This window comes from Pseudomonas paraeruginosa, from assembly GCF_003025345.2.
Classification (GTDB): domain Bacteria; phylum Pseudomonadota; class Gammaproteobacteria; order Pseudomonadales; family Pseudomonadaceae; genus Pseudomonas; species Pseudomonas paraeruginosa.
Genome location: NZ_CP020560.1, coordinates 2836012 through 2851322, shown reverse-complemented (window position 1 = coordinate 2851322; position 15311 = coordinate 2836012). Strand labels below are relative to the sequence as shown.

13 protein-coding genes and 1 pseudogene are annotated in these 15311 nt (G+C 67.7%); 6 read left to right on the top strand and 8 right to left on the bottom strand.

What is annotated here, in order from left to right; genetic code table 11:
- Window positions 1–21: 21 nt before the first annotated feature.
- From B7D75_RS13490 to B7D75_RS13460, 7 genes and pseudogenes are all read right to left on the bottom strand, one after another.
- Window positions 22–2433, bottom strand: coding sequence for a glucose/quinate/shikimate family membrane-bound PQQ-dependent dehydrogenase (locus B7D75_RS13490; RefSeq protein ID WP_034081548.1), 2412 nt, complete (start codon window positions 2431–2433; stop codon window positions 22–24).
- Between the two features lie 153 nt (window positions 2434–2586).
- Complete coding sequence (gene oprB / locus B7D75_RS13485) at window positions 2587–3945, bottom strand: carbohydrate porin OprB (RefSeq protein WP_107114115.1); 1359 nt, start codon at window positions 3943–3945, stop codon at window positions 2587–2589.
- A 459-nt stretch (window positions 3946–4404) separates the two neighbouring features.
- Window positions 4405–5856 (bottom strand): carbohydrate-binding protein, encoded by a 1452-nt coding sequence (locus tag B7D75_RS13480; protein ID WP_003157560.1) that lies wholly within the window; start codon window positions 5854–5856, stop codon window positions 4405–4407.
- Between the two features lie 201 nt (window positions 5857–6057).
- A pseudogene (locus B7D75_RS13475) lies at window positions 6058–6285 on the bottom strand (YbaK/EbsC family protein); the annotation flags it as partial.
- Window positions 6286–6432: 147 nt separating this feature from the next.
- Window positions 6433–7050 carry a LysE family translocator gene (locus B7D75_RS13470; RefSeq protein WP_003157563.1) on the bottom strand — a complete coding sequence of 206 codons (618 nt, stop codon included), beginning with the start codon at window positions 7048–7050 and terminating at the stop codon, window positions 6433–6435.
- Window positions 7051–7145: 95 nt separating this feature from the next.
- Window positions 7146–8369 carry an MFS transporter gene (locus tag B7D75_RS13465; RefSeq protein ID WP_107114114.1) on the bottom strand — a complete coding sequence of 408 codons (1224 nt, stop codon included), beginning with the start codon at window positions 8367–8369 and terminating at the stop codon, window positions 7146–7148.
- On the bottom strand, window positions 8369–8989 hold the full coding sequence (locus B7D75_RS13460) for a serine hydrolase (protein WP_107114113.1): 621 nt from the start codon (window positions 8987–8989) through the stop codon (window positions 8369–8371). The genes B7D75_RS13465 and B7D75_RS13460 overlap by 1 nt, the downstream gene beginning before the upstream one ends.
- A 114-nt stretch (window positions 8990–9103) precedes the next feature.
- On the opposite strand from B7D75_RS13460, the gene B7D75_RS13455 reads away from it, so the two are divergent.
- From B7D75_RS13455 to B7D75_RS13445, 3 genes are all read left to right on the top strand, one after another.
- A complete protein-coding gene (locus tag B7D75_RS13455; protein ID WP_107114112.1) occupies window positions 9104–9997 on the top strand; it encodes a LysR family transcriptional regulator in 894 nt (297 codons plus the stop codon).
- 103 nt (window positions 9998–10100) lie between these two features.
- The gene (locus B7D75_RS13450) at window positions 10101–11399 is read left to right on the top strand and encodes an NAD(P)/FAD-dependent oxidoreductase (protein ID WP_012075724.1); all 1299 of its coding nucleotides are present in this window, start codon (window positions 10101–10103) and stop codon (window positions 11397–11399) included.
- 33 nt (window positions 11400–11432) lie between these two features.
- Entirely contained in the window at window positions 11433–11798 is a 366-nt protein-coding gene (locus B7D75_RS13445) for a cupin domain-containing protein (protein ID WP_043103636.1), read from the top strand.
- A gap of 135 nt (window positions 11799–11933) precedes the next feature.
- Here B7D75_RS13445 and gntR read toward each other — a convergent pair whose 3' ends face one another.
- A complete protein-coding gene (gene gntR / locus B7D75_RS13440) occupies window positions 11934–12965 on the bottom strand; it encodes an HTH-type transcriptional regulator GntR (protein WP_034082904.1) in 1032 nt (343 codons plus the stop codon).
- Between the two features lie 192 nt (window positions 12966–13157).
- Between gntR and B7D75_RS13435 the strand changes: the two genes are divergently transcribed.
- From B7D75_RS13435 to B7D75_RS29575, 3 genes are all read left to right on the top strand, one after another.
- Entirely contained in the window at window positions 13158–13679 is a 522-nt protein-coding gene (locus B7D75_RS13435) for a gluconokinase, GntK/IdnK-type (RefSeq protein ID WP_107114111.1), read from the top strand.
- Between the two features lie 90 nt (window positions 13680–13769).
- Window positions 13770–15122: a GntP family permease gene (locus tag B7D75_RS13430; protein ID WP_003156838.1), complete on the top strand. Its 1353-nt coding sequence runs from the start codon at window positions 13770–13772 to the stop codon at window positions 15120–15122.
- Between the two features lie 26 nt (window positions 15123–15148).
- Window positions 15149–15292 (top strand): hypothetical protein, encoded by a 144-nt coding sequence (locus tag B7D75_RS29575; protein WP_162840001.1) that lies wholly within the window; start codon window positions 15149–15151, stop codon window positions 15290–15292.
- Window positions 15293–15311: the final 19 nt, after the last annotated feature.

Below are 15311 nucleotides of genomic sequence, written 5' to 3'. Positions count from 1 at the left end.
ATCGGGCTCCCGCTGGGCGGGTCATTGCCTGGGCAGGGCGTAGGCGATGATGTAGTCGCCCATGCGGGTACCGAAGGAGCCGTGGCCGCCAGCGACGATCAGCACGTACTGGCGACCGTCCTTGCCGGTGTAGCTCATCGGCGTGGCCTGGCCGCCGGCCGGCAGGCGCGCCTGCCAGAGCTGCCTGCCGTCCTTCACGTCGTAGGCGCGCAGGTACTGGTCGAGCGTGCCGCTGAGGAAAGCCACGCCGCCGGCGGTGGTGATCGAGCCGCCCATGCTCGGCACGCCGACGGAGAGGCCGATCGGTACCGGGGTGTTGTCGCGGCTGGTGCCGTTCTTGTGCTGCCAGACGACCTTGGCGGTGGTCAGGTCGATACCGGCCACGTCGCCCCAGGACGGCGCCTGGCACGGCAGGCCGAGAGGCGACATGAACGGATGCATGATCACCGCGTAGGGCGCGCCGGTGTTCGGCTGCACGCCGCTGGTCTCACCCTCGCGCTTGCTGCCGGTGGGCACCTTGTCGCGCGGCACCATCTGCGAGACGAAAGCCATGTAGTTGGGGCTGGTGAAGAGGATCTGGCGCACCGGGTCGACCGATACCCCGCCCCAGTTGAACACCCCGACGTTGCCCGGATAGATCAGGCTGCCCTGCTCCGACGGCGGGGTGTACTGGCCCTCGTAGCGCAGCGAGCGGAACTGGATGCGGCAGAGCATCTGGTCGAACGGGCTGCTGCCCCACATGTCGCGCTCGGTCAGCGGCGGGCGCAGCAGGTTGAGGTCGGAACGCGCCTGGGTCGGCGCGGTATGGTCGCCCTCCACCGCCCCCTGCGGCGCCGGCACCTCGCGGATCGGCACGATCGGCGTACCGTCGCGGCGATCCAGCACGTACAGGCTGCCCTGTTTGGTCGGCGCGATCAGCGCCGGCTTGATGCCATCGGCGGTCTTCAGATCGAGCAGGGTCGGCTGGCTGCCGACGTCCATGTCCCACAGGTCGTGGTGGGTGAACTGATAGTTCCAGCGCAGCTTGCCGGTGTTCAGGTCGAGAGCCACCAGGCCGGCGCTGAACTTCTCCGCGCCGGGGGTGCGGTTGCCGCCCCACTGGTCGGGCATCTGGTTGCCCAGCGGCAGGTAGACCTGGCCGAGCTTCTCGTCGACGCTGGCCAGCGACCACATGTTCGGCGAGTTGCGGGTATAGAACTTGCCGGGGGCCAGGGGCTCGGTCTGGTCCGGGTTGCCGCTGTCCCAGTTCCACACCAGTTTGCCGTCGTGCACGTCGAAGGCGCGGATCACCCCGGACGGCTCGTTGGTCGACTCGTTGTCGGTGACGTGACCGCCGATGATCAGCAGGTTGCGGGTGACCGCCGCCGGCGAGGTGGAGTAGTAGCCGCCCGGGGTGAACGGACCGATGCCGGCCTTCAGGTCGACCGCGCCCTTGACCCCGAAGTCCTCGCAGACCTTGCCGTTGTCGGCGTTGATCGCGATCAGGCGGGCGTCGGCGGTGGGCAGGAACAGCCGCCGCGGGCAACTGGCGGCGACCGCCTTGCCGGCCTCGGAAAGCGCGGCCGGCGGCGCGCCGACGTCGCTCCTGGCGTACTGCTCTTCGTCGTAGTAGGAGACGCCACGGCAGGTCATGTGGGCGAAGCCCTTGAAGCCTACCGGGCTCTGGATCTGCGGATCGAAGCGCCAGATTTCCGCGCCGGTGTCCGGGTCGAGGGCCAGCACCTTGCTGTGCGCGGTGCAGGCATAGAGCATGCCGTTGACCTTCAGCGGGGTGTTCTCGTTGGTCAGTTCGAGCGGATCGTCGGCGGTCGGCAGGTCTCCGGTACGGATGCGCCAGGCTTCCTCGAGCTGGCCGACGTTGGCCGGGGTGATCTGCTTCAACGGCGAGTAACGGTCGCCGAACTCGGTACGGCCGTAGGCCTGCCAGTCGCCGTCCGGCATCGCCGGGGCGGTGCTGGTCATGCCGCTGTCGCGGTCGATGCGGCCGACGATCTGTCCGGGATTGGTGAACTGGCTGCCCACCGCGGTGGCACCGGCCAGGACCACCGCCACGCCCAGCGCCGCGGTGCCCAGCGGCGCCGGACCGTCGGCCAGCAGCGGACGGCGGAACCAGGGCAGCCAGAGCAGCAGGCCGAAGACGAACCACAGGGCCAGGCGCGGCACCAGCTGCCACCAGTCCAGGCCGACTTCCCATAGCGCCCAGACGGTGCTGGCGAACAGCACCAGGGCATACAGGCCCAGCGCCGCGCGCTTGCCCAGCAGCAGCAACAGTCCGCTCAGGGCCAGGCCGATGCCGGCCAGCAGGTAGTACAGCGAGCCACCCAGGCTCGCCAGCTTGATGCCGCCGGCCAGCAGCGCCAGGCCGGACAGCAGGATCAACAGGCCGAGCAGGCTCGGCAGCAGGCGCGATCGACTCCGGTTACCTTCGCTCATCGTCCGGTACTCCGTTCGGGGTTGATGACAGGCATTGCTTGCTCTCCTATTACGTTCTGCACGCAGGGCTGTTCAGCCCGCCGCGCCGCGTTGGGCGGCGCTGAAAAAATGGCCGCTGGCCATGACCGAATCGCGGTTGTCCGAAGCAACAGCCTAGAACACCGTCTGGATCTTGATCCCCGCCACCAGCGCGTTGTCGACCTCGTCGACCCCGCCCGGGCGCTTGATGTACTGCAGGTTCGGCCGCACTGTCAGCCAGTCGGTCACATGCACCCCGTAGTACAGCTCGGCGTTGTACTCGGTGTCCTGCAGCGGCTGGTACAGCGGGTTGTCGTAGTCGTCGATGCCGTTCACCTGGTTCACCAGGCGCTGGCGCTTCTTCACATCGTCGTTGACGTGGATGCGCGCGATGCCCAGGCCGATGTCGTCCTTCGGCCGCGCATCGAACGGGCCCTTGTAGACCACCCCGAGCTGCTGGTAGTTGTCCACCACGTTGGTCGCCTTGTCGTGGACGGTCAGGTTGGCGAACAGGTTCAACCCGCGCGACGTATCGCCGTTGTGCGACGTGACCTGCTGCTGCGCCACCACCCACCAGCCATGCTTGCTGCCGCGCGACTTGAAGTCGTTGCCGGTCAGCCCCTGCGGCTGGCCGTCGACGTCGTCGTACACGTCGTCGGCCTTCGCCGTGCTGTAGTAGTAGCCCAGCCAGTACTCGCCCGGCAGTTGCTCGGCGCCGACCTTCGGCTGCCAGATCAGCTCCACCGGCAGCAGCGCGCCCTTGGTCCCGCTGCCGCTCATCTTGAAGCCATTGCCGGTCTCCAGGTTCGACGGGTTCTGCTCGTAGGCGCCGACCTGCACGTACCAGTCCGGCGCGAAGTTGTACTTCACCCGCAGCGCCCACTGGCTGACCGGCCAGTTGTACCAGATGCTCCCCGCCCAGTTGCCCACCTGCGAGCCGCAGAAGGCCAGGTTCTGGAAATCGCAGGGGAAGCTGTTGAAGTCCTCGCCCTCGCCGAAACGGCCGAATTTCACATCCAGCGCGCCGTCGAAGTACTGCTGCTTGAGCCACAGCTGGGTCAGCCGCCAGGTCTGCCCGCGGCCCCAGACCTCCTGCACCGAGCTGATGTGGCCGGCGCGCGGGTCGCCGATGCGGTCGTTGGAGAGGTTCTTGCCGTTGCGCTCGGTGACCATGAACTGGAACTCGGTGGCCTTCCAGCCGAAGATCTTCTCCAGGTCCATGTGCACGCCCAGGGCGAACTGGTCGGTGTAGCGCCCGGTCTTGTCGTCGTCATAGCCGCCATCGAGATTGGCCGCCGCCTCGCCGACGTACTCCAGCTTGAAGTCGTAGCCCTTCTCCAGCAGCTCGGTGCGCTTGCCGCCCCAGTCGCCGAGCATCCATTTCGAATTCGGGTCGAAGGCCTCGGCGGCGTGCGCCGCGTTGCACAGCAGGGAGGCGGACAGCAGGCCGCCGGCCACGGGGTGCAGGGCCGGGCGGAGAAGATGGGATTTCACGCGAGCGCTTCCTCGTTGCGAATGGTCGACTGGCCGCGCGCAGCGACCGCTCTACTCCCTCGATAGCCTTGCAAGGAGCAAGGACTCATGAAGAGGGCTCATGATCTGAGCCAAGCAGAACAATGGTTGATTTGCGAATGATAAGGACTTTGCAGGCAAAGCTGAAACGTTTCAGGTTGGAAAACAGTGTTACGAAAACGATAACGAAGCCCAGCCTCGGCATTCCCACCCTGGAAGCCGGACGCGCGGAGAAATGCCGTGAAAGCACGCGAAGCCGGAAACAAACGGAAATCCATGAGCATGGTTCACGTTGTATCCAGAAAGGAGTAATCCTCCCCTGCCACCGCGCTCCTCTCGGAACGCCCCCAAAGAGCCGGGCCTCCCTTGGAGGAAGGCCCGGGACGAGCCAGCCCTGCCGGTATCAGACTCGGCTTCCGGCGAATGGACCGGCCCACCGGCTCAGCGCAGCGGCCGCCAGAGGGTGAAGGCCGCCGGTGGGGTCCAGCCGGCATTCGAGGTGTGCGCCTGCAGGCAGACATAGCGCAGCCCTTCGTAGGTCACTCCGTCGTCCACCCGGTAGGCGTGGTTCAGTTGCCATTGCGGGAACTGCGGGTCGACCTCGCCGCCGCTGGTGCTGGCCTCCAGGCCTTCGCTGGGCAGCGACTGGTTGCCCTGGGTGTCGGTGGCGGTGACGAAGTAGCTGTAGCGGGTGTCCGCCGTCAGGCCACTGTCGGTGGAACCCAGCGCGGCGCTCTGGCCGACCATGGCGCCATCGCGATAGAGGCTGTAGTAATCGATCGGGCGCTGCCCGCTGGAGGCGTTCCAGGCCAGTACCAGGCTGGTCTCGCCGCGCTCCAGCAGGCGCAGGCCCTGTGGCGCGCGAGGGCGTTCATCGCCGCCCTGCTCGCCGTGGATCAGGCCGGCATAGCGATTGCGGAACTCCCAGTTGTAGCGCTGGCCGCGCTTGTTCAGGCCGTCGTCCCAGTTCACCGACCAGGTCATCAGGCCCTTGATCGCGTGACCGGCGGCCTCCAGACGGCGAAACGCGTTGCTCACCGCGACGGGGTCGACCACGTAGCCGGTGGCCGCCGCGTCGACGTTGCTCGGCAGGCCGATGGCCAGGCGCTGCGCCGGGATCCGCACGAAGTCGCGGCTGCCGGTGGCCAGGCTCTCGGTGAGGTAATAGAGGAAATCCTCCTTCAGCGCGTCGTTGTTCTGCGCGATCCAGGCGCCCTTGCCACCGTTCGCTTCCTGGACCCACAGGCCGTCGCCGCCCTGGTTGTAGTACTGCGGCGCGATGAAGTCGTAGACGCCTTCCAGGGCCTGCAGGTAGGGCACGTACTTGCCGTTCGTGTGCAGATAGGGGAACTCCGGGGCCATGCTGACGATGAAGTGCTTGCCCTGCCCCGCATAGTGCTCGCGCACCAGTTTGAGGGCCGCCGGCAGCACCCGCTGGTTGTCGGCCAGGTCGATGGCGCTCTGCTCGAGGTCGATGTCCAGGCCGTCGAAGCCGTAGGTTTCCACCAGGCGGACGATCTCCGCGGCCAGCGCCTGCTCCTGGCCGGCATGCAACTCGATGTGCGCGTCGGCGCCACCCAGCGAGATCAGCACCGCGCGGCCCTGGGCGTTGAGCACGCCGACCTGGCGGCGGAACTCCGCGTCGGACAGGTTGTACGGTTGGAAGGTGGGGATGCCGCGCCCTTTCATGAAGGCTACGGCGACCACGTTGTACTCGCTCGGCACGTCTTCCAGCGCGATGTTGGCGAACGAGCCCTGCTGGTAGCCGTCGGCGGCGCCCGCCGGCCAGTTGTGCCAGAAGCCCATGAGTATCTTCTTGCCGGCGATGCTCGGCATGGCCGCCGCGGCGTCTTCGCGGGCCTGGTCCAGCTGGGAAAAGTCGATCCTGGTCATGTAACGCTCCTCGGATGAAGGTAGGAAACGCATCCGGAGGGGCTGCTCGACGAAGCGCCCCGTGGCCGCCGCGAGCGCCTGGGAAAACAGGCACGAGCGTCTACCACGGGGCATTCGGCGTTTGTCGCGATCAGGGCGGGGGCATGGTTGCAGAGACGACGCAAGGCTTCACCTACCACAATTGGCAGAGCCGCGCCGGGCTCAACCGGCTTCGCTGAGCTCGGCGACCACGACTCCGGGAGGGCCTTTCAGCAGTTCCGGGGACAGCAGCAGCTTGGTCCCGCGGATCCCGGCGCCCATCTCCGCCAGCGGTCGTTCGAGGGCCGCCGCATCGACCAGCAGCGGCATGCCTTCGGACAAGCCGAACGCGGTGATGCCGCCGAACTGCATGCCGGCCAGCTCGGCGGCGACCTCGCGGGCGGCGAACACCCGCAGTTCGACGGACGGCCGGCTGCGTAACGCTAAGCCATGCCGCTCATGCATCGCACGTCTCTTCCGAGGCTGGGAAGCGAGCGAAGAACCCTTCACGCCATGGCGGCGGTGGCGAGCTAATACGCTTGATAGGGTGGTGCCAGGTCAGGTCGAATGATGCTCGGCCAGGATCGGATACAACGAGGCCACCAGCAGCAGCGCCATCGCTATGTTGAACAGCCGCAGCCAGCGCGGGTCGCGCAACACGTTGCGCAGCATGCTGCCGAAACCGGCCCAGATACCGATGGTCGGCGCATTGATCACGGCGAAGATCGTCGAGATCACCACCACGTTGGTGAAATAGCCCTGCAGAGGGGTGTAGGTGCTGATGGCGCCGACCGCCATCACCCAGGCCTTCGGGTTGACCCACTGGAACGCTGCCGCGCCCCAGTAGCTCAGCGGCTTGCCGCGCCCCTCCGGGTCGTTGCCGGCCGGGCCGGAAGTGGCGATCTTCCAGGCCAGGTACAGCAGGTAGGCCGCGCCGACGTAGCGCAGGATGGTGTACAGCACCGGGTAGGCCTCGAACACCGTGCCCAGGCCGAAGCCCACCGCCATCACCATGATGAAGAAGCCGCAGCTGATCCCGAGGATATGCGGGATGGAACGGACGAAACCGAAGTTGACCCCCGAGGCCAGCAGCATGGTGTTGTTCGGACCGGGCGTGACGGAGGTGACGAAGGCGAACAGGGAGAACGCCAGCAGCAGATCCACGGAGAGCGACATTCGTTCCATCCTTTGAAGTGGGTGCGGGCAAGACGTTACTCCGCTTCGCCGCCGCGCCAGCGCAACAGTTGCCGAGAAAGTTGCCGTAACACTCCCTACTCGTCACCTCTGCGCGGGCCAACGCGGAAAGCGTGCTCGGCATTGCCCCAGGCCAGCGCGGCGGCCAGGCCGATCAGCGGTAGCAGGGTCCAGGGCAGGATCTCGCTGCCCCAGCGCTGCAGCAGCATGCCGCCCAACGCTCCGCCACCGGCGATGGCCAGGTTCCAGGCCACTACTATCATCGACTGGGCCAGATCGGCGCCCTCCCCGGCGGCGTCCGCCGAGGCGGTCTGCAGCAGCGTCGCCGCGCCACCGAACGTCAGCCCCCAGATGGCCAGGCCGGCGAACGCCAGCCAGCTCCAGCGAGCGCCCAGGCACAGCGCCAGCGCCGCCACGGCGAACAGCGCCAGGCTGGCCAGGACCATCCGCCGCAGGTGCCGGTCGACCAGTGCGCCGACCAGCCAGATTCCCGCCACCGCGGCGCTGCCGAATACCAGCAGCGCCAGGTCCACCGAGGCGCCCAGGCCGACCTTGGCGAGGAACGGCGCGATATAGGTGTAGAGGATGTTGTGGGCCAGCACCCAGGCGACGATCACCAGCAGTACCGGGCGCACGCCCGGCGTGCGCAGCACCCCGAGCAGGCGCAGGCGCCGCCCGGCCGGTTGGCCAGGGAAGTCCGGCACGCTGCGCAGCACCCAGCCGACCAGCAGCAGCGCGGTCAGCGACAACAGGCCGAAGGCCCAGCGCCAGCCGAGCAGGCCGCCCAGCCAGGTGCCCAGCGGAACGCCGAGCGACAACGCCAGGGGCGCACCGAGCATGGCCACCGCCAGCGCCCGCCCCTGCTGTTCCGGCGGCACCAGGCGCCGCGCGTAGCCGGCCAGCAGGCCCCAGGCGAGGCCGGCGGCGACGCCGCTGCCGAAGCGCGCCAGCAGGGTCAGGCGATAATCCGTGGAGACGGCGGTGAAGCTGTTGCAGACGAAGAAGATCAGCAGCGCCAGCAGCAGCACCCGGCGCCGCCGCCAGCCCTGGGTCAGGCTCGCCGCCGGCAGCGCGGCCAGTAGCGAACCCAGGGCGTAGACACTGACCAGTTGCCCGGCCAGCGCCTCGCTGACCGCCAGCCCCGCGCCTATTTGCGGCAGCAGGCCGGCCGGCAGGGTTTCGCTGAGAATGGCGACGAAGCCGGACATCGCCATCGCCAGCAGCGCGCTCAGCGGCAGCCGCGGCGCCACGGCCGACGCATTGGCCCCGGTAGTCTCCGGAAACGCTTCGCGACGTCCCATCAGCGCACCTCCGCGGAACGGTAGACGGCGTCGCGCAGGTCGTTGACGAAGCGTCCCGACATGCCCTCGAACAGGGTGTTGGTGAGCGCCACCACCGACAGTTCGCGGGTCCGGTCGACGAACCAGGAATGCCCATAGGCGCCGCCCCAGCACCAGGTGCCGGGAGACTCCGGCGATTGCGCGATGGCCGGGTCGCGCAGCACGGAGAAGCCCAGGCCGAAGCCGAAACCGGGATTGGCCGGCAGTTCCATGCCGGGCACCTGGTCGCGTCCCATCTCCTCCACCAGGCCAGGCGTCAGCAACGGCGCGCCGCCCTGGCGGAGGATTTCCAGAAGGCGCAGCACGTCGCCGGCGCTGTCGATCATCCCCGCTCCGCCGGACGCATAGGCAGACGGTTCGAAGGTCCGACGCGGCTCGCAGCGGATGCCGACGCTGTCCTCGCCCATCATCCGGCCGGCCTCGCGGTCGGCCAGGCCGGCGGCCCGCCGATAGGGCCACTGCCCCCGGTGCGCCACCAGCACCACCGCCCCCACCAGGCGCTGGTCGGCGACTGCCGCCTCAATCGCCTGATCGACATTTTCCGCCAGGCTGCGCCCTGGCCCTTGTTCGAAACCGCACATGCGGGACTCTCCGCGGATGAAAGATGCGGACAGGCTAAAAGCGCTGCAAAAGCGGAAAAAGACGGATAGAGTTCCGCTCTATCCGGACTTTCATGTCCGTAATCGGAGCCTTGCATGGACAGCCTCAGCGGTTTCACCGTCTTCGTCCGCGTCGCCGAGACCCGCAGCATCGTAGGCGCCGCCCGGACCCTTGGGGTCAGCGCCTCGGCGGTAGGCAAGCGGGTCGCCCGCCTGGAAGAGAAACTCGGCGTGCGCCTGTTCCACCGCAGCACCCGCAGCATCACCCTGACCGCCGAAGGCAGCCTGTTCCTCGAGCGCAGCCGGCGCATCCTGGCCGAGATCGAAGCCACCGAGCTGGAGCTGTCGCAAAGCCGCGAGACCCCGCGTGGGCGCCTGCGGGTCAGCCTGCCGCTGGTCAGCGGGCTGGTCCTGCCGGCGCTCGCCGACTTCATGCAGAGCTATCCGGACATCGAGCTCGACCTCGACTTCAGCGATCGCGTGGTGGATGTCGTCGATGAAGGCTTCGACGTGGTACTGCGCACCGGCCAGCCGGTGGATTCGCGGCTGTCCATGCGCGAACTGGGCGAGTTCCAGCTGAAGCTGGTCGGCTCGCCGGGCTACTTCGCCCGCCACGGTACGCCGCGATGCCCGGAAGATCTGCTGCGGCACACCTGCCTGCACTACCGTTTCTCCAGTACCGGCCGGCTCGAGGAATGGCCGCTGCGCCGCGCGGACGGCGAAGCCCCGCCGCAGATCCCGGTGTCGATGGTCTGCAACAACATCGAGACCCGCGTCTGCTTCGCCCTGCGCGACCAGGGCATCGCCTGCCTGCCGGACTTCTCGATCCGCGAGGCGCTGCGCGAAGGACGCCTGGTCAGCGTCCTCGACGCTTTCTGCGAGCGCCGCGCGCGGTTCTTCCTGCTCTGGCCGTCCGGCCGCCAGGTCTCGCCCAAGCTGCGCGCCTTCATCGACTTCGTCGCGCCACGGATGATCGCCACACTGGGCTGAGGCGCGCCTGGCAGGGCCGGTCAAGCCGGCGGCAGACAGGATCAAGACCGCGGCGGCGGCCGATCGTCTAATAAGATCATCCATACCTTGCCGGGCCGCATCCATGATCAACATCGAGACGCCGACCTACTACACCGCGACCAAGAAATACGAGCTGTCCTTCCCTTCCCTGGAAACCGATCTGGACGCCGACGTGGTCGTCATAGGCGGCGGCTTCTCCGGCATCAACACCGCGCTGGAACTGGCCGAGCACGGCATCACCGACATCGTCGTACTGGAGGCCCGCCACCTCGGCTTCGGCGGCACCGGGCGCAACGGCGGGCAGATCATGGCTGGCATCGGCCACGACCTGGAGAAGATCCGCAAGGACGTCGGCGAGGACGGCCTGCGGGCGATCTTCGAGATCAGCGACCTCGGCGCCGACATCATCAAGAACCGCATCGAGAAATACGCCATCGACGCCGACTTCCAGCACGGCTACGGCTACATGGGTTTCAACGCCCGCCAGGCGAAGACCCTGCAGGCCTGGGAAAAGGAATTCCGGTCGCTCGGCTCGGCCCATGAGATCCGTTACCTGCACGGGGCCGAGGTGCGCCAGATCATCGGCTCGGACGCCTATGGCAGCGCCCTGCTGCACATGGGCGGCGGCCACGTGCACTCGCTCAACCTGCTGCTCGGCGAAGCCAAGGCGCTGGCCGGCCTCGGCGCGCGGATCTTCGAATACAGCCCGGCGCTGGAGGTGCGATACGGCGAGCGCATCCGCGTGCGCACGGGCAAGGGCTCGGTCAGCGCGAACAAGCTGCTCTGGGCCTGCGACAGCTTCCTCAACCGGCTCGAACCCGAGCTGCACCGCACCACCATCAATACCTACGCGTTCCAGATGATGACCGAGCCGCTGCCGGACGAGCTGATCCAGCGGATCAGCCCGATCCGCGGCGCCTACAGCGACATCCGCCCGGTCATCGACTATTACCGGGTGACCAACGAGAACCGCCTGCTGTTCGGCGCCGCCACGCCCTTCGTCGAACGCATTCCCGGCGACCTCAAGGCCTGGAATCGCAAGCTGATGCTGAAGATCTTCCCCTACCTGGAGAACGTCCGCATCGACCTCGCCTGGGGCGGACCGATGGCCTGCAGCGCCAACCTGTTCCCGCAGATCGGCAGCCTCTCGGGGCGGCCCAACGCGTTCTTCGTCCAGGGCTACTCCGGGTTCGGCGTCACCCCCAGCCACATCGTCTGCAAGGTACTTGCCGAAGGCATGAGCGAAGGCTCGGCGCGCTACGACCTGCTCAGTTCGGTGCGGCGCATCCCGATCCGCGGCAAGGACCACTTCCGCCCGCTGCTGCTCAGCGCGGGCAAGACCTGGCACCAGCTCTCCGGCTACTGGAACGGCCGGCGCTGAAACCTACCTATCACTTCTACAAGGAGCATTCCCATGGCCATTATCGCCATCCGTCACGGCATCACCCTCGACGAACTGGATGCCTGGGGCAGCGTCGCCGACCTCGGTTCGGAGATCCTCGAAGGCGAGGTGAAAGCCTTCGGCAAGATGACCGCCGGAGCCCCCTCCGACCCGGTCAGCGCCGCCTACTTCGGCACTACCGCCGGCAGGTTCCGCATGACCTACCCGTTCAGCGAACAGGCCACGGTGGTCAGCGGCGAGGTCCGCCTCACCGACGAGTCCACCGGCCAGAGCACGCTCTACAAGGCCGGCGACAGCTGGTTCGTCAGCAAAGGCACCGCGGTGCTCTGGGAGGTTGCCGACGGCGGCTTCGTCAAGCACTACTACGCGGTGGCTTGAAACACCGAAGTAACGGCGAGCCGTTGCGCAAGGCATGTGCCTTCGGCGCTGCCCAACCTTCGACACCAGCCCCCGTAGGGCGAATAACCGCTCGCGGTTATCCGCCATGAACGGACGCACCCTCAGGCCGCGGGTTCAGGTGCTCTCCCGCGCCATCAACTCGAACCCCATGTCCAGCGCGCTATCGCGCACCTCCTTGCCGGCGATCAGCGCCAGCAACTGCTCCGCCGCGCGCCGGCCGATGGCTTCGCGCGGGGTGCGGATGCTGCTCAGGCGCGGGACCATGCAGTCCGAACCGGGCAGGTCGTTGAAACCGAGCACGGCGATCTGCTCCGGCACCTTCACCCCACGGCGCAGGGCCTCCAGCAGCGCACCCTGGGCCAGGTCGTCGTTGCAGAAGAACACCCCGTCGACCTGCGGCTGGCTGGCCAGCAACTGCACGAAGAGCTCGCCGCCGAGGGCCACCGAGGACGGCCGCGGCGTAAGGATTTCCAGCCCCGGGTCGTAGCAGCCGGCCTTTTGCAGGGCGCGGCGGAAACCCTCGCCGCGCAGCAGGGTGCGCTGGTCGAGCTGGGCGCCGATGTAGGCCAGGCGCCTGCGGCCGCGTGCCAGCAGGTGCTCGGCGGCGGCCTCGCCGGCGCGCAACTGGGAGAAGCCGACGCAATTGAGCCCGGCGCCGGAGTCCAGGTCCATCATGTACACGCAGGGAATGCCGCTGGCCTCGATCATCCGCCGGGCGCTCTCGGTGCGGTCGAAGCCGGTCAGCAGCAGGCCGCGCGGCTGGTAGGCCAGGTAGTTGCGGATCAGGTCCTCTTCCTCGTTGCGCGAGTAATGGAAGTTGCCGATCAGCACCTCCAGGCCCTGCGGCCGCAGTACCGCGTGGATCGCCTCGAGGGTCTCGATGAACAGCAGGTTGGCCAGCGACGGCACCAGCACCGCCACGCTGTGGCTTTGCGCCGAGGCCAGCGCGCGCGCCGCGGGGTTGGCCACGTAGCCGAGTTCGCGGGCGGCGTCGCGGACCTTCTGCGCCAGTTCCTCGGCGACGCTGGCGACGCCGCGCAGCGCGCGCGACGCGGTGATCGGGCTGACCCCGGCGCGACGCGCGACTTCGTTGAGGGTGGGACGTCCGGTGGTTCGCGTGTTCTTGTCGTTCTTGGTGATGCTCATCGTGGCCTGCTTGCCAAACAAAATTCCAGGCACTAAGGTAGCGCTGTCTCGCGACCTGGGCAATCGCCTGAGGCGGTCTTCCGCCACAGCCCGCGCGGGATTCGACAGACCACAACGACAAGAAGGCGGAGCCAGGCTCGCGCGATTTTTTCAGGTCGCAAAGACAGCGCTGTCTCACGCTTGAGGTGTTCCATGCATCCACCCCTCCAAGCCCTGGTCATCATGGGTGTCGCCGGTTGCGGCAAGTCCAGCGTCAGCCAGGCCCTCTGCCAGCGCAGCGGCGCCCACGGCATCGAAGGCGACAGCTTCCATCCCGCCGCCAACATCCGCAAGATGAGCGCCGGCATTCCCCTGACCGACGACGACCGCGCCGGCTGGCTGGACACCCTCGCCGAGCAGCTGCGCCAGGCGGTGGCCGCCGGCAGGCTGCCGGTACTGACCTGCTCCGCCCTCAAGCGCGCCTACCGCGACCGGTTGCGCCGCGCGGTGCCCGGACTGGGCATCGTCTACCTGGAACTGACCCCGGAAGTCGCCGCCGAGCGCGTCGCCCAGCGCCCCGGCCACTTCATGCCGGCGACCCTGATCGACAGCCAGTTCGCCGCCCTCGAGCCACCGTTCGACGAACCCCTGACCCTGCGCCTGGACGCCACCCTGCCGGTGGAACGCCTGGCGCAGGCCGCCCATGCCTGGTGGCTGGAGCACGCCGCCGCCTGAAGTCTTTCGCTTGTCCGACAAAGATAGCGCTATCCCAAAGCGCTTCAAAACAGCAACTCCGGTAGAACAACGACAAAAGGAGAGCCCTCCATGTTCGGCATGTCACACGATGCCTACCTGCTCCTCGACGCCCTGGTGACCATCATCGGCCTGATCGTGCTGATCACCCGCTTCAAGGTGCATCCCTTCATCGCCCTGATCATCGCCGCCGGCTTCCTCGGCCTGACCTCGGGGATGCCGGTGGAGAAGATCGTCAAATCCTTCCAGGACGGCTTCGGCGGCGTGCTCGGCTTCGTCGGCGTGATCCTCGCCCTGGGCACCATGCTCGGCAAGCTGATGGCCGATTCCGGCGGCGCCGACCAGATCGCCCGCACCCTGATCCGCGCCTTCGGCAAGGAGCGGGTGCACTGGTCGATGATGCTCGCCGCGTTCCTGGTAGGCATCCCGCTGTTCTTCGAGATCGGCTTCATCCTGCTGATCCCGCTGGTGTTCATCGTCGCCCGGCGCAGCGGCGTGTCCCTGATCAAGATCGGCATCCCGTTGCTCGCCGGCCTCTCCGCGGTGCACGGTCTGGTGCCGCCACACCCCGGCCCGCTGCTGGCGATCGGCGTGTTCGGCGCCGACATCGGCAAGACCATCCTCTACGGTCTGATCGTCGCCCTGCCCACCGCCGCCATCGCCGGCCCGCTGTTCGGTTCGCTGGTCTCGCGCTATATCCCCGGCACGCCATCGGCGGAACTGGTCGAGCAGATCGCCCACGAGCCGGAGACCCAGGACCTGCCCAGCTTCGGCGTGACCCTGGCGACCGTGCTGCTGCCGGTGTTCCTGATGCTGCTGAAGACCTTCGCCGACGTCGCCTTCGCCGATGGCCACGCGTTCCGCGCCTGGATGGACATGATCGGCCACCCGATCAGCGCCCTCCTCCTGGCCCTGCTGGTGGCGCTCTATACCTTCGGCTACGCCCGCGGCTTCGACTCGAAGAAGATCCTCAGGCTGCTCGACCAGAGCCTGGCGCCGACCGCCGCCATCGTGATGATCATCGGCGCCGGCGGCGGCTTCAAGCAGATGCTGGTGGCCAGCGGGGTCGGCGATGTCATCGGCCATCTCGCGGTGAACGCGCAGATCTCACCGATCCTGCTGGCCTGGCTGGTGGCCGCGGTGATCCGCATCGCCACCGGCTCGGCCACCGTCGCCACCATCACCGGGGCCGGCATCGTGGTGCCGGTTATCGACCTGATCCCCGGGGTCAACCGCGAGCTGCTGGTGCTCGCTACCGGCGCCGGCTCGCTGATCCTTTCCCATGTCAACGACGCCGGATTCTGGCTGGTCAAGCAGTACTTCAACATGAGCGTCAGCGAGACCTTCAAGACCTGGACCGCGATGGAGACCATCCTCTCGGTGGTCGGCCTGGTCTTCATCCTGCTGCTGTCGCTGGTGCTCTGAGCGCCAGCCCGACCCGGAGCCCCGCCATGACCGAACCCAGACAACGTCCCGACGACGAAGCGTCGCGCTGGCCGCGCGACTTCGACATCCGCCAGCGCTATGCCGAGCAGCAGGAATTGCTTGAGCCGCCGCCGGCGCAGCCCCGCCAAGAGCGTACCGCCGACGCCTGAAGCCAGCCGGCGCCGTGCC

Coding starts and splice junctions, on each gene's coding strand:
- B7D75_RS13480 (WP_003157560.1), bottom strand. CDS start 5,856: ATGACCAGGATCGACTTTTCCCAGCTGGACCAGGCCCGCGAAGACGCC.
- B7D75_RS13490 (WP_034081548.1), bottom strand. CDS start 2,433: ATGAGCGAAGGTAACCGGAGTCGATCGCGCCTGCTGCCGAGCCTGCTC.
- B7D75_RS13450 (WP_012075724.1), top strand. CDS start 10,101: ATGATCAACATCGAGACGCCGACCTACTACACCGCGACCAAGAAATAC.
- B7D75_RS13460 (WP_107114113.1), bottom strand. CDS start 8,989: ATGTGCGGTTTCGAACAAGGGCCAGGGCGCAGCCTGGCGGAAAATGTC.
- B7D75_RS13430 (WP_003156838.1), top strand. CDS start 13,770: ATGTTCGGCATGTCACACGATGCCTACCTGCTCCTCGACGCCCTGGTG.
- B7D75_RS13435 (WP_107114111.1), top strand. CDS start 13,158: ATGCATCCACCCCTCCAAGCCCTGGTCATCATGGGTGTCGCCGGTTGC.
- gntR (WP_034082904.1), bottom strand. CDS start 12,965: ATGAGCATCACCAAGAACGACAAGAACACGCGAACCACCGGACGTCCC.
- B7D75_RS13445 (WP_043103636.1), top strand. CDS start 11,433: ATGGCCATTATCGCCATCCGTCACGGCATCACCCTCGACGAACTGGAT.
- B7D75_RS13465 (WP_107114114.1), bottom strand. CDS start 8,369: ATGGGACGTCGCGAAGCGTTTCCGGAGACTACCGGGGCCAATGCGTCG.
- B7D75_RS29575 (WP_162840001.1), top strand. CDS start 15,149: ATGACCGAACCCAGACAACGTCCCGACGACGAAGCGTCGCGCTGGCCG.
- B7D75_RS13470 (WP_003157563.1), bottom strand. CDS start 7,050: ATGTCGCTCTCCGTGGATCTGCTGCTGGCGTTCTCCCTGTTCGCCTTC.
- B7D75_RS13455 (WP_107114112.1), top strand. CDS start 9,104: ATGGACAGCCTCAGCGGTTTCACCGTCTTCGTCCGCGTCGCCGAGACC.